The sequence below is a fragment of the Geobacillus sp. PK12 genome (assembly GCF_004123125.1).
GTDB lineage: Bacteria > Bacillota > Bacilli > Bacillales > Anoxybacillaceae > Geobacillus > Geobacillus zalihae.
In genome coordinates this window covers 32,677-45,641 of the sequence record NZ_SDKL01000020.1, presented here as the reverse complement: position 1 = coordinate 45,641, position 12,965 = coordinate 32,677, and the positions used below count along the sequence as shown (strand labels likewise).

Here is a 12,965-nt window from a genome sequence, read left to right as displayed (position 1 = left end):
CTCTCTTTTTCGCCGGGGCGGCGGACCGCCGTTTATTTCGCCAGCTCGTAAATCGCCTGCGCGTAAATGGCGGTCGCTTTCACCAAATCGTCGATTTCGATATACTCATCTTTCTGGTGGGCGACATCCGGACGGCCCGGAAACAACGCGCCAAACGCCACCCCGGCGTTCAAGGCGCGGGCGTATGTGCCGCCGCCGATGGCCAAAAGCCGGGCCGGCTCGCCCGTCTGCTCTTCGTAGACGCGCTGAAGCGTGCGGACAAGCTCGTGGTTGGGGTCGATATAATGCGGCTTCGTATCGCTGAACCGGCTGAGCGCGAATCCATGTTCAGCCGCGGCGCCAGCGAGCGTCCGGCGGATCGCCTCGCCGTCGGCCGTCACCGGATAGCGGATGTTCAGCCCAATCGTTCCGCCATGCTGCCGGTCATACGACAGCACCCCGACGTTGACGGTCAAGTCGCCGCTTTGTTCGTCGCGATACGCAAGGCCAAGCCGCCGGCCGCGGGCATCGCCGAAAAAGGCGGAGGCCACAAACTGAATGAACGGCCGGCTTCGGCCATCGAGCGGAAGCGACGCCAAAAACTGCGCCAAATAGACGCCGGCGTTTTTGCCGCGCTCCGGCTCGGCGCCATGAGCGGACACCCCTTCCAATTGAAAGACGACGGCCCCTTCGCTTTGCCTGATGCTCCCCTTTACGCCGCGCTCCCGGCAAAACTGTTCATAGAGGCCAAGCAGCTCCTCCGTCCGTCCCGCTCCTTCCACCACCGCTTCGGCCGCATCCGGCACCATATTGTAGCGGCGCCCGGCTTGGAATGAGGCAAGCGCGAGCCCTTCCGCCTCCGCCGATTCAAGCGGGCGGTACGACAAATCGGCGTCAATGATTCCTTTTTCGGCATGAATGATCGGAAAATCAGCATCCGGCGCAAATCCGACATCCGGCATTTCTTCATGACGAAAATAGTGCTCTACGCACCGCCAGTCGCTTTCCTCATCGCCCCCGATGATAAGCCGCACCCGCTTGCCAAGCGGCAGCCCGAGGTCACGGATGATTTTCATCGCGTAAAACGCCGCGACGGTCGGCCCTTTGTCATCGATCGCGCCGCGCCCGTAAAGGCGGCCATCGCGCACCTCAGCGGCAAACGGATCCATCGTCCAGCCGTCCCCAGGCGGCACGACGTCGATATGGCCGAGCACGCCGACAAGTTTCTCCCCATGCCCCATTTCGATATGCCCGGCAAACCCGTCCACATTTTTGACGCGAAACCCTTCCTCCCGGCCGCGGCGAAGCATATGCTCAAGCGCCTCGGCCACCTTGGGCCCAAACGGCGCGCCCGGCTGCGCCTGCTGATCATCGCGGACGCTCGGAATGCGGACAAGCGCTTGCACGTCGCGGACAAGATCGTCTTTTCGTTTCTTCGCTTCGTTCATCCAGTCGATGTTCAACGCCATTCTTCCTTTCCTTATTCAACACCCTTTGTTGCCAACGTATCATATCAAAAACAGGAAGTCAAAATGTTTCATTCGTTGCAAATCGATTTCCGTTTCATGACAAAATGTTGAAATTTTTCGTGAATAGAGGCAACCGGGTAGCATTTTCCCTCTCATTTCGTGTACAATGGTAGTAAACAGACAAAGACATCTCTCATCTGCTAGCAGTCGGTTGTGCCATGCGAATGATGCTAAGATAGGGAGTGGTCTTTTGAAACCTTCAACACATCGGATGCTTACCCGCATCAAATCCGTGTATATGTACATTAGCGAAAAAGGAACGGTTACGACCCAAGAGCTTGTTGATGAGTTCGGCACCACCCCACGAACGATCCAGCGCGACTTAAACGTGCTTATGTACAACGATCTCGTTCGCAGCCCAAGCAAGGGCAAATGGACGACCACAAACAAAAAAGTGCGCATCTCTTCGTAAACCCGGTGCCAATAGGGTAGGCAAGATGGGAGATGAACGCGAACCATTTTTCCACAGATGAATATCCACTATTTTTCCATAAAAAAGGAACCGCGTCAGGTTCCTTTTTTTTCGTCCGTCTCTGGCCGGTATTGCTTCAACATGTCCACCTCTTCGTCCGTCAATTCCCGATACTCGCCGACGGCCAAATCCGGGTCAAGGGCGAGCGGCCCCATTTGAATTCGTTTTAAATAGACGACCCGCTTGCCGACCGCTTGAAACATCCGCTTCACTTGATGGAACTTCCCTTCGGTGATCGTCACCTCGACATCGGAACGAAGGCCGGATTTCAACACAACGAGCTTGGCCGGCTTTGTTTCATAGCCGTCATCAAGGACGACGCCGCGCTGAAACGCCGCGACATCCGCTTCCGTCACTTCCCCGTCCACGACGGCAAAATACGTTTTCGGCACGTGTTTTTTCGGCGACAACAGCTGATGGGCGAGCTGGCCGTCATTCGTCAAGAGCAGCAGCCCTTCCGTATCTTTGTCAAGCCGCCCGACCGGAAACGGGGAAAATGCCCGGTCTTCTTCTTCAAGCAAATCGACGACCGTCTCTTCCACGGCATCTTCCGTCGCGGAAACGACCCCCGAAGGCTTATTCATCATCAAGTAAATGAATGGCTTGTACTCGACCGTTTCTCCCCAAACGGTCACGATTTGCTCATCCGGCCGCACTTTCGTTTTCGCATCACGAACCGGCGCGCCGTCCACTTTCACCGCTCCGGACTTGAGTAGCTTTTTCACTTCCTTCCTCGTCCCATACCCCATATGGGCGAGCAGCTTGTCAATGCGCAGCTCCACAAATCTCCCTCCTAAAAATATGGCCTTCATTAGGCGTTCATCTAGTCCGCTTCCGCCTTCCCCCCATACACTGTGAAGGAAACATCAAGAAGGGGGATTTGCCGATGAATGAATATTACTATTATGTCCCAACGTTGGATGATTACCGTCAACAGCCGCCAGCCAGCCAATTTTGGCCCGGATACCCAGGCGGGCCATTCGCCAACTGGGCGCGGCGCATCGAACGGCTTGAGCGGGCCGTCGAACGGCTCGACCGCCGGCTCGACCGGGTGGAAAGCCGCCTCGATCGCGTCGAACGCCGGCTCGGCCTGTCGTAAGCGAAATGGAGAAAGAAGGCGGGGACGACCGCCTTCTTCTTTTTTTGCCACAAGCCGAACGGCATGGGGGAGGGCGAAAAACAGCCGTCGTCGAACCCTTTCGCTCGGGCGCCGCGATGTTCGCAAGAAGCGCCGTCCGCCAGGCTCCCGGCCTAAACGAGCCGCTTCTAGGAAACGGCCGATCCCCCCATACACCCTCGTCTACGATACCGCCTTTTTCTCTTTCCGGCGCCAAAACGCAAACCGGTCGCCAAACAGCGCCGAAAACAACCCGGAGCGGATGCTGAGAAACAAGTAGATGGCCGCCCCGACCGCTGCGCCGATGGAAACAGCGCCCACCGATTCAGCGGTGCCGGCGCGGTAATCGATCCATCGGGACGCCAGCGCCTCGACCCCCATAACCGCCGCTGACATCGCCGCCGTCAGGATGGCCATAAACGCCGTCCGGCGGGCGACAAACCGATAGCGGTAGCGCGTGCGGCGCTGAATGACCCATAAGTTGAACGCCACCGAGACGAAATAGCCCGCCATCGTGGCCACAATGGCCCCGACGGCCGACCATTTCATAATGAGCGGCGTGTTGAGCAAAAGCTTCACAAGCAAGCCGGCTGTCAAACTGACGACCGTAAACCGCTGCTCGTTGATGCCTTGCATGATCGCCGCCGTCACAGAAAACAAAGCGTACAAAATCGCCGCCGGCGCATACCAGCGCAACACTTGTTCACCAAGCGGATCATAGCTGTAAAACGAGCTGTACACCGGCCCTGCAAGCACCGCCATGCCAATCACCGCCGGGAGCGTTAAAAACATGAGCACTTGAAACGTCTGGTTCAAATATTGCCGCAGCGCTTTCCGGTCTTGCGCGACATACGCTTTCGTAATCGTCGGGATGAGCGCCAAGCTGAACGAGGTCGCGAGCGTCACGGGGATGACGACGAGCTTTTGCGCCCACATGTTGAACACGGAATACGCGTGCTCCGAGATGCTCCCGCGGCCCGCCGCCGCCATCGCGTGATTGAACGTAAACTGATCGACGAGCTGGTACAGCGACATCGACAAGCCGACAAAAACAAACGGAATCGAAGAAAGAAGCAGCTCTTTATACATCGCCAAAAGCGACACGTCCGCTTCGCCGCGGTCACGCGCAAGCAGCGACTGCAAATACGGACGCCGCTTCCACCAATAGACAAGCAACACCAAAAGCCCCGCCGCCGCCCCGACAAACGCGGCAAACGTCGCCGCGCTCACAGCGGAGACGATCGAGCCGTCCATCAGGCGCAAAATGACGTAGCACGCCCCAAGCAAAAACGCGATGCGCGCGATTTGTTCGACGACTTGCGACAGCGCCGTCGGGCCCATCGACTCATGTCCTTGGAAAAATCCGCGGATCAAGCTCATCACCGGCACGATGAGGAGCGCAAAGCTGACCGCGCGGATGACGGCCGTGACGTCGTCGACCGAGTTGACGTTCGTTTTCGCATCGATGACGTGCGGCGCCAAGATGGGCGCCAGGGCGTACAAAATGAGCCATGAGGCGATGCCGCTTGCGATCATCAAGACAAGGCCGGAGCGAAAGAGCCGATAGCCAACGCCGTATTCCCCAAGCGCGTTGTATTTCGACACAAACTTTGACACCGCCACCGGCAGCCCGCCGGTCGCCAAGCTCAAAAAAATTTGGTACGGCACATAGCCGTATCCGTACAGCGCCCCGCCGCGCTCGCCGACAAGATGGTAAAACGGGATGACGTAAAATAAACCAAGAAGGCGAGAAATCATCACGCCAGCCGTTAAAATAAACGTGCCGCGCAGCAGTTTCGATGTTGACATATGACCCCTTCCCTAGCCATGGACGTTGAAAATGACAACGTATCTATTTTACCATAGTTGTCAATGGAACGAAAAATATCGGCCACGCGCAAAAAAGAAAGGGTGGAATGAACATGGGATACGACGTCATCATCATCGGCGGCGGTCCGTCCGGGCTCATGGCGGCCATCGGCGCCGGCGAAGAAGGGGCGAAGGTGCTCTTGTTGGAAAAAGGAACGAAGCTCGGGCGCAAGCTCGCCATCTCCGGCGGCGGACGCTGCAACGTGACGAATCGGCTGCCGGTGGATGAAATGGTCCGCCATATTCCCGGCAACGGCCGCTTTTTATACAGCGCCTTTTCCGTATTTAACAATGAAGACATCATCCGCTTTTTTGAGCGGCTCGGCGTGCCGCTCAAGGAGGAAGACCACGGCCGCATGTTTCCCAAAAGCGACAGCGCCCAGTCGGTCGTCGACGCGCTTGTTCGCGAATTGTCGCGCCTTGGCGTCGATGTTCGGCTTGAATCGCCAGTGGCGGACGTGTTGTATGAACAAGGAAAAACAGTCGGTGTCACGCTGAAAAGCGGGGAGACGATCCACGCCCGTGCGGTTGTCGTCGCCGTCGGCGGCAAATCGGTGCCGCAAACCGGCTCAACGGGCGACGGCTATCCGTGGGCGGAAAAAGCGGGCCACACGGTGACCGAATTGTTTCCAACCGAAGTTCCGATCGTCTCGCATGAGCCGTTCATCAAAGAGCGGACGCTGCAAGGCTTGTCGCTGCGCGACGTCGCGTTAAGCGTCTTAAAGCCGAACGGCAAGCCGATCATCACCCACCGGATGGATATGCTGTTTACGCACTTCGGCATTTCCGGCCCAGCTGCTCTCCGCTGCAGCCAGTTTGTCGTTAAGGCGTTGAAAAAAGCGGCGGACGGCGCGGTCGAAATGAGCATCGACGCGCTTCCGGACGTGACGCAGGAAGAACTGTTTCAACATTTCGCCAAGCTGTGCAAAGAGGAGCCGAAAAAGGCGATGAAAACGATCGCCAAAACGGTGCTTCCCGAGCGGTACGCCGTCTTTTTGCTCGAGCGTGCCGGCATCGACCCGCACGCCTCTGCCGGCACGGTGAGCCATGACGCCTTGCGGGCGTTCGTCCGCCTGTGCAAACAGTTCACCTTCCATGTCCACGGCACGCTGCCGCTTGAGAAAGCATTCGTCACCGGCGGCGGCGTGTCGGTCAAAGAAATTGAGCCGAAAACAATGGCCTCCAAATGCATGGCCGGCCTTTACTTTTGCGGGGAAATTTTGGACATTCACGGCTACACGGGCGGCTACAACATCACCGCCGCCCTTGTCACCGGGCGGCTCGCCGGCGTGAACGCCGCCCGCTATGCATTGGCGGAAAAAAACGGGGCGAGCGGCTCCGCGGGGCAGACAGCAACGAATTGACCGCCGTCCTCATGCCCCTCGGGTGCTCCGGGGCGTCCGCTGACATTCCGACAACGCCCGTCTTCAAGGCGGGCGATCGCAAAATTTCGCCGCCTGAAATGGAAATGCCGCAACGAAAAAAGCGTCGCCCGCTTTGGGGGGATCAGCACGAAAACGGCCAAAGAATCCCACAGTCTGGAGCCGTGTGAAGTGTCAAGTCCGGTAAATGACCATGGCGGAAAAACAGTAGATTTGCTCGCCTTCCGATTCCATCGCCGCCACGCTGTACTTGACATCGATCAACTGTCCGTCTTTCAATCGGGCTAAAAAATCATTGACCGCCGCTTCCAAATCTTTTTCATGCTCTTTATCAAACACTTTCACTTTGTACATCGCCATTCCCCCGTTTTCTTTTTCCTTTTCCACGCATTTAGGGAAAATCCTGCCCACAAAAGGCGTCACGCGCCCCCGAACAGCGGGACGCGTGACGTCAGAAACTTCATTCGTCTTAATACACGCCAACCGCATTGAACGCCTGTTTCACCGAGTTGACTTCTTGGCTTGTCGACCCGTACAAATCAGCGGCCGCTTGCACGCAGGCGGCGCGCAGCTGGCTGAAGTTCGACGTCGGCGTCAAATAGTAGACAAGCGCCCGGTAGAAACTTTCATCAAGCGGGCGAATTTCAAGCGGTCGCCGAGTTTCAACAGAGAGCTCCTCCTTCGAACAAGTGTCTGATTTTACCGAAAATTATATCCTTTCCTTTTTTTTCTTTCATCACACTTTGGTACTAAAACAAAATGGAAAAAGCGCCCCAAAAAGCTGGGACGCTTTTTCGCTCATGCAAGACCAGCGGCAAACAACCATTGGACCGTGCGGGAAGAACAATATTCACCGTTGAGAAACGCGGAACCGCCCGACTCCCCACTATACGCCGACCGAAGACGCGCAAGCCGCCGGACGCATGAAAAGGCCGGCGCCAGCAAGCCATTCCTCTTGACCGAGCGGGGCTGTTCCATCCGCTGACACGTTCGGTCGTTTTGGTCTCGACAAAAACGGGATCACTTTGGATGATGGCCCACCGCCATGCCCTGTTCTTTGAGCCGAAAGCGCTTATTGCTTCGGCGCCGTTTCGCCTTCCCACTCGAGCATGCCGCCCGTCATGTTGCGGACGCGATAGCCGAGCTCTTGCAAGTAGCGGCAGACGTTTTCGCTCCGCCGTCCGGAGCGGCAGACGAAAATATATTCTTCATTGCGGTCGAATTCCTCAAGCCGATCGGGGATGTCGCCCATTTTAATATGTTTGGCGCCGGGGATCATGCCGAGGGCGACTTCTTCGTCTTCGCGCACATCGACAATGTTCAGCTTTTCCCCGCGTTCGAGTTTTTCTTTCACTTCAGCCGGCGTGATTTCCTTGATCTCTTCCATGGCAGATCGACCCCTTTCGTTGGTGGATCAGGAGCGGGCCGAAGCCCGCCCTCATCATTAGTTGGCGACGATATTGACGAGCTTGCCGGGGACGGCGATCACTTTGCGCACCGTTTTGCCCTCAAGCTGCTCTTTGATTTTTTCATCGGCGAGCGCCCGCTCCTCGAGCGCTTCTTTTGGCAAGTCAACGGGCACGTGCAAACGCGACCGCACTTTGCCGTTGATTTGCACGACGATTTCCACGACGTCCTCGACAAGCTTCGTTTCATCATACGTCGGCCACGGTTCATAGGCGATCGTGTCCGTGTGGCCAAGCTTTTGCCACAGCTCCTCGCCGATGTGCGGACAAACCGGTGACAACAGTTTGACAAACCCTTCCATGTATTCTTTTTTCATTTGCTCGGCTTTATACGCTTCGTTGATGAACACCATCAGCTGCGAAATGGCAGTGTTAAAGCGCAATGCTTCATAGTCTTCCGTCACTTTTTTCACCGTTTGGTGATAGACGCGCTCGAGCGTGTCGTTCGCCGGTTCGTCGACAATGTTCGGGTTCAGTTCGCCATGTTCGGTGACAAAGAGCCTCCAGACGCGGTCAAGGAAACGGCGCGCGCCGTCGAGCCCTTTCGTCGACCAGGCGATCGACGCTTCAAGCGGCCCCATGAACATTTCATACAGCCGCAGCGTGTCGGCGCCATGGCTTTCGATGATGTCGTCCGGGTTGACGACGTTGCCTTTTGATTTGCTCATTTTTTCATTGTTTTCGCCTAAAATCATCCCTTGGTTGAACAGCTTTTGGAACGGTTCTTTCGTCGGCACGATGCCAAGGTCATAAAGAAACTTATGCCAGAAGCGGGCGTACAGCAAATGCAAGACCGCGTGCTCCGCCCCGCCGATGTAGACGTCGACCGGCAGCCATTTTTTCAATTTCTCCGGATCGGCGAGCTGCTTGTCGTTGTGGGGGTCGATGTAGCGCAAGTAATACCAGCAGCTGCCCGCCCATTGCGGCATCGTGTTCGTTTCACGCCGCCCTTTTTTGCCGGTTTTCGGGTCGACGACGTTGACCCATTCTTCGATGTTGGCGAGCGGCGATTCGCCCGTTCCCGACGGTTTAATTTCATCCGTTTTCGGCAACACAAGCGGCAATTCCTCTTCCGGCACCGGCGTCATCGTGCCGTCTTCCCAATGGATGATCGGAATCGGCTCGCCCCAGTAGCGCTGGCGGCTGAACAGCCAGTCGCGCAGCCGGTACGACACTTTTTTCCGCCCTTTGCCGTGCTCCTCAAGCCAGGCGATCATTTTGTCGATCGCTTCCTGCTTGTTCAAGCCGTTCAAAAACTCGGAGTTGATATGCTCACCATCTCCGGTGTACGCTTCCTTTTCGATATTCCCGCCGGCAACGACTTCTTTGATCGGCAAGTGGAATGTTTTCGCGAATTCATAGTCGCGCTCGTCGTGCGCCGGCACGGCCATGATCGCCCCAGTGCCGTAGCCCATCAAGACGTAGTCGGCGATCCAAATCGGAAGCCGATCGCCGGTGACCGGGTGAATGGCGTACGCGCCGGTGAACACGCCCGTTTTTTCTTTCGCCAAATCGGTGCGCTCAAGGTCGCTTTTGCTTTGAATTTCCTTTAAGTAGGCGTCAACGGCTGGCTTTTGCTCCGGCGTCGTGATTTTTTCAACGAGCGGATGCTCCGGCGCCAAGACGGTGTACGTCGCGCCAAACAGCGTATCCGGACGCGTCGTGAACACGGTGAATGTTTCGTCATGGCCGTCGACGGCGAACTCGATTTCCGCTCCTTCCGAACGGCCAATCCAGTTGCGCTGCATCTCCTTAATGCTTTCCGGCCAGTCGAGCTCTTCCAAATCTTCAAGCAAGCGGTCGGCATAGGCGGTGATTTTCAGCATCCATTGCCGCATCGGCTTGCGGATGACCGGATGCCCGCCGCGCTCGCTCCGGCCGTTGATCACCTCTTCGTTCGCCAGCACCGTGCCGAGCGCCGGGCACCAGTTGACCGGCACTTCATCCATGTAGGCGAGCCCTTTTTCATACAGCTTCAAGAAAATCCATTGCGTCCATTTGTAATAGTTCGGGTCGGTCGTATTGATCTCCCGGTCCCAGTCGTACGAAAAGCCAAGCGATTTGATTTGCCGGCGGAAATTGTCGATGTTTTTTTGCGTAAACTCCGCCGGGTCGTTGCCGGTATCGAGCGCATATTGCTCGGCCGGCAGCCCGAACGCGTCCCAGCCCATCGGGTGAAGGACGTTGTACCCTTGCATCCGCTTCATGCGCGCCAAAATATCGGTCGCCGTATATCCTTCCGGATGGCCGACGTGCAAGCCGGCGCCGGATGGATACGGGAACATGTCGAGAACGTAAAACTTCGGCTTGTCATCATCATCGGACGTGCGGAACGTTTTGTTTTTCTCCCAATAGTCCTGCCATTTTTGTTCAATTTCGCGGTGGTTGAAGCTCATCGCAGCACTCCTCCTATCAAGTTCTACTTGCATCATTGACGAAAATATGTACAAAAAAACCCCCCCATCCCCACAGCAAAGGGACGAGAGGCGCGCTTCCCGCGGTACCACCCTTTTTGGCGCGCCAAACGGCGCACCCGCTTTCTTCCTTAACGCGGATGGACGGCCGGCGCTGTCGATGACCGTTCACGCCGGCAACTCCGAGGCGAGTTCACGAGCCGACTTCGGTTGACTCGCACCATCCGTCAACTCTCTGCCGTCCGTCGGGCCCGCTACTGCTCCTCTTCACCGTTATTCGCCTTATTCGCACGTCAACTACCCCCACTTCGCTAACGCTTGAAGTGGGGGCTTGCAACTCCCCAGAAGTGCNNTTGGCAGTACTTGGCTTCCACACACAACAGACAGACCTACGCTCATGTTTTACGGTTGCAACGTTTCCTGCAACCAACTCCATCCATCGAGCAGCCGTTATTGGAGTGCCTTTATTTAACAGTTTTCTCCACGTCTTTATTCTATCATACACAAAAGAAAGGGGGAACGCACATTCCTCTCCCACTTACTCCCTTTGGTCGTTGAAGTGGGAGTCTCCTGCGCGAAATAGGATGAATCGAGCGATGAGTGGACAGAATGACAAATTTATTATTATTTTAAAAAATTTGTCGATCAATTGCAAGCCGAAATCTATACGGAAGCCGCGGTTTTTTCATCCGCGTTCTCCGTCCGCTTCGGGAGCCGACGATCATGCAAAAGCGCGGCCAGCACCGCCAATAAGGCAAACAATGCTAACATCATGATGAGCAGCTTCATTCCAAACAGATCGGCGACCGAGCCGCCGATGACCGGTCCGATCATCCGTCCGGCCGTGGCCGTTCCGTTGACGATTCCTTGGTAAAACCCGGCCTTCCCCGGGGGCGCCCATTCGTTCACCGCGGCCGGAATCGCCGGCCAGACGATCATCTCGGCGATCGTGAGCACCATCATGGACGCGGCAAACTCTGCAAACGAATGCGCCCCCAACAGCATGGCAAACGAAACGGCGAAAATCAGAAAACCGATCACGATTTGCCGCTTCAACGTCGGCATGAAGCGGCGGATGACCGCTGACAACAGCGGCTGGGCCAAGACGATCAACGCGCCGTTGATCGTCCAAAGCAAACTGTACTGCCCGACCGGTATCCCGAGCTCGCGCGTATAGGCGGCGATCGTCGTCGACCATTGGACATAGCTCAACCAGCACAGTCCATAGCCGGCGCAAAGAAGGACGAGGGCGCGGATGTGTGCCCGGGACGCCTCGTCCCCCGTCCGGCCCTCCCGCTCTTTTTTCCGCCGCGGCGGCAACGGAACGCGGCGCAGCCCAGCCACAACCGTAAACAAAAACGCGGCATACAACAAAAGGTTGGCGAAAAAAACGAGCGAGAACGAATATGAAGCAACAAGCCCGCCAAGCGCCGAACCGACGGCGACGCCGATGTTTTGCGCGACATACAAGGCGTTGAACGCCCGCCGTCCCCCTTCCGGCCAAATCGCCCCAGCGTACGCCGACGCCGCCGGAAAGACGACGCCGCTGCCAACGCCGACAAACGCCAAAAACACCGCATAATGCGGCCAACCGTGCCAAACGCTTAAGCCGGCAAGCGCGGCCATCGTCAACACCGCTCCGGCCAACAAAACGCGAAACCCGCCGATCCGGTCAAACAAAAAGCCACCGGCCAAGCTGCCGATGACGCTTCCCCCAGAGTTGAGCATGAGCACGACACCAGCGACAGCGAGCGGCTGGCCGAGCTGTTCGTGCAAATAGATCGTGTTTAGCGGCCATAGAAACGACGCCCCTGTCACATTGAGCGCCATGCCGACAAGCAGCCACCAAAGAGCGCGGGGCATCGGTCATCATCCTTTTCTGGCTTTTATTTTGAGTTCCGAAATAATTGTAGGGGAAAACAGGAAAAAATGCAATCAAAAAGGCGGAGCGTTCCGATGCGTCCGCCACTTTTTTGCCAAACTAACTCCCCACGGAAACAATGGCTTTTGAAGCGGTGCTCCTGCGCGAAAAGAAGAACAAGACGGAGCGGCTTCCGGCCCTTTGGCTTGTCGTCACCCGTTCCGCTGCTTGGAGCGGATCGGTTGGCCGCCCGTTTCCTCGTATTGCTTTTTCGCCAGCTTCACCGGGTCAAAGTCTTGACCAAGCTCAAGATCGTTATTGTTTTGGCCGCTAGGTGTTTTTTGTTCCGGATTCGTTTGTTTCAAGCGTCGCTTCATGTCGTGTTCCTCCTCGTTTCAGCGGTCAAGCAAAATCATGTCGTTTTGCAATTGCTCCAGTTGGAGCCGCATCCGATGCAGCTGCTCGCGCTGCTGGGCGTTGCAGCTTCGCGCCAAGTGCGCCAAATCGATGACCGTCTGCTCGAGCATCTGCTGGGCGTTGGTGTATTCGGTGATGTTGTAATGCTCCTGCTTTTGCGCTTCTGTATATTGCTCTTTCGCGTAGCGGATCACATCTTCACACCGCTGCAAAAATTCCTCAACGGATTGTCTTGTCGCCATGCGCTCACCTCGTTTCGTGATATTCCCTCATGTTTACTATGCGCCGCATAGGCCGGCCGTATCACGCCAATGATTGGCAGCGATCGATTTTCCATGAAGTTTTTGTTACAATGCCGACGTGGGGATCTTCGTTCAGCTCAATCAGGCCGATGTCGGTCAGCTCAAGGTTTTCTGTCACGTCGGCGCAGAGGATGGCGAGGCTTTAGAGGACTGGTGA

12 protein-coding genes, 1 pseudogene and 1 other annotated feature are annotated in these 12,965 nt (G+C 56.5%); of the genes and pseudogenes, 3 read left to right on the top strand and 10 right to left on the bottom strand.

Annotated elements, in window-relative coordinates:
* Nucleotides 1–32: 32 nt before the first annotated feature.
* The gene (gene pepV / locus ETR37_RS08490; protein ID WP_020756853.1) at nt 33–1,448 is read right to left on the bottom strand and encodes a dipeptidase PepV; all 1,416 of its coding nucleotides are present in this window, start codon (nt 1,446–1,448) and stop codon (nt 33–35) included.
* Between the two features lie 250 nt (nt 1,449–1,698).
* Here pepV and ETR37_RS08485 point away from each other — a divergent pair, with 250 nt between their 5' ends.
* Complete coding sequence (locus tag ETR37_RS08485) at nt 1,699–1,920, top strand: DeoR family transcriptional regulator (RefSeq protein WP_008880936.1); 222 nt, start codon at nt 1,699–1,701, stop codon at nt 1,918–1,920.
* A gap of 95 nt (nt 1,921–2,015) precedes the next feature.
* Here the strand turns inward: ETR37_RS08485 and ETR37_RS08480 are convergent, their stop codons facing one another.
* Nucleotides 2,016–2,762: a pseudouridine synthase gene (locus tag ETR37_RS08480; RefSeq protein ID WP_044744751.1), complete on the bottom strand. Its 747-nt coding sequence runs from the start codon at nt 2,760–2,762 to the stop codon at nt 2,016–2,018.
* Nucleotides 2,763–2,866: 104 nt separating this feature from the next.
* Between ETR37_RS08480 and ETR37_RS08475 the strand changes: the two genes are divergently transcribed.
* Entirely contained in the window at nt 2,867–3,079 is a 213-nt protein-coding gene (locus ETR37_RS08475) for a hypothetical protein (RefSeq protein ID WP_033006856.1), read from the top strand.
* Between the two features lie 201 nt (nt 3,080–3,280).
* Here the strand turns inward: ETR37_RS08475 and ETR37_RS08470 are convergent, their stop codons facing one another.
* Nucleotides 3,281–4,906, bottom strand: coding sequence for a putative polysaccharide biosynthesis protein (locus tag ETR37_RS08470; protein ID WP_081133060.1), 1,626 nt, complete (start codon nt 4,904–4,906; stop codon nt 3,281–3,283).
* Between the two features lie 113 nt (nt 4,907–5,019).
* Here ETR37_RS08470 and ETR37_RS08465 point away from each other — a divergent pair, with 113 nt between their 5' ends.
* Nucleotides 5,020–6,330: a BaiN/RdsA family NAD(P)/FAD-dependent oxidoreductase gene (locus ETR37_RS08465; RefSeq protein ID WP_081133059.1), complete on the top strand. Its 1,311-nt coding sequence runs from the start codon at nt 5,020–5,022 to the stop codon at nt 6,328–6,330.
* 192 nt (nt 6,331–6,522) lie between these two features.
* Here ETR37_RS08465 and ETR37_RS08455 read toward each other — a convergent pair whose 3' ends face one another.
* The 7 genes and pseudogenes from ETR37_RS08455 to ETR37_RS08420 form a co-directional block, all read right to left on the bottom strand.
* A complete protein-coding gene (locus ETR37_RS08455) occupies nt 6,523–6,702 on the bottom strand; it encodes a sporulation protein Cse60 (RefSeq protein WP_008880941.1) in 180 nt (59 codons plus the stop codon).
* Nucleotides 6,703–6,817: 115 nt separating this feature from the next.
* A pseudogene (locus tag ETR37_RS08450) lies at nt 6,818–6,970 on the bottom strand (M4 family metallopeptidase); the annotation flags it as partial.
* 450 nt (nt 6,971–7,420) lie between these two features.
* Nucleotides 7,421–7,735: a rhodanese-like domain-containing protein gene (locus tag ETR37_RS08445; RefSeq protein ID WP_011232313.1), complete on the bottom strand. Its 315-nt coding sequence runs from the start codon at nt 7,733–7,735 to the stop codon at nt 7,421–7,423.
* A gap of 57 nt (nt 7,736–7,792) precedes the next feature.
* Complete coding sequence (gene leuS / locus ETR37_RS08440; protein ID WP_129447144.1) at nt 7,793–10,210, bottom strand: leucine--tRNA ligase; 2,418 nt, start codon at nt 10,208–10,210, stop codon at nt 7,793–7,795.
* 76 nt (nt 10,211–10,286) lie between these two features.
* Nucleotides 10,287–10,508: a binding site (T-box leader), on the bottom strand.
* Between the two features lie 383 nt (nt 10,509–10,891).
* Nucleotides 10,892–12,091 (bottom strand): MDR family MFS transporter, encoded by a 1,200-nt coding sequence (locus ETR37_RS08430; protein ID WP_129447143.1) that lies wholly within the window; start codon nt 12,089–12,091, stop codon nt 10,892–10,894.
* Between the two features lie 210 nt (nt 12,092–12,301).
* Nucleotides 12,302–12,466: a hypothetical protein gene (locus ETR37_RS08425; protein WP_013144424.1), complete on the bottom strand. Its 165-nt coding sequence runs from the start codon at nt 12,464–12,466 to the stop codon at nt 12,302–12,304.
* 18 nt (nt 12,467–12,484) lie between these two features.
* Entirely contained in the window at nt 12,485–12,748 is a 264-nt protein-coding gene (locus ETR37_RS08420) for a YtzC family protein (RefSeq protein ID WP_011232317.1), read from the bottom strand.
* Nucleotides 12,749–12,965 lie beyond the last annotated feature (217 nt).

What these genes read in the sequence shown, in the direction of transcription:
- pepV (WP_020756853.1), bottom strand. Translation starts at nt 1,448, where the DNA reads ATGGCGTTGAACATCGACTGGATGAACGAAGCGAAGAAACGAAAAGAC.
- ETR37_RS08475 (WP_033006856.1), top strand. Translation starts at nt 2,867, where the DNA reads ATGAATGAATATTACTATTATGTCCCAACGTTGGATGATTACCGTCAA.
- ETR37_RS08470 (WP_081133060.1), bottom strand. Translation starts at nt 4,906, where the DNA reads ATGTCAACATCGAAACTGCTGCGCGGCACGTTTATTTTAACGGCTGGC.
- ETR37_RS08465 (WP_081133059.1), top strand. Translation starts at nt 5,020, where the DNA reads ATGGGATACGACGTCATCATCATCGGCGGCGGTCCGTCCGGGCTCATG.
- ETR37_RS08455 (WP_008880941.1), bottom strand. Translation starts at nt 6,702, where the DNA reads ATGTACAAAGTGAAAGTGTTTGATAAAGAGCATGAAAAAGATTTGGAA.
- ETR37_RS08445 (WP_011232313.1), bottom strand. Translation starts at nt 7,735, where the DNA reads ATGGAAGAGATCAAGGAAATCACGCCGGCTGAAGTGAAAGAAAAACTC.
- leuS (WP_129447144.1), bottom strand. Translation starts at nt 10,210, where the DNA reads ATGAGCTTCAACCACCGCGAAATTGAACAAAAATGGCAGGACTATTGG.
- ETR37_RS08430 (WP_129447143.1), bottom strand. Translation starts at nt 12,091, where the DNA reads ATGCCCCGCGCTCTTTGGTGGCTGCTTGTCGGCATGGCGCTCAATGTG.
- ETR37_RS08425 (WP_013144424.1), bottom strand. Translation starts at nt 12,466, where the DNA reads ATGAAGCGACGCTTGAAACAAACGAATCCGGAACAAAAAACACCTAGC.
- ETR37_RS08420 (WP_011232317.1), bottom strand. Translation starts at nt 12,748, where the DNA reads ATGGCGACAAGACAATCCGTTGAGGAATTTTTGCAGCGGTGTGAAGAT.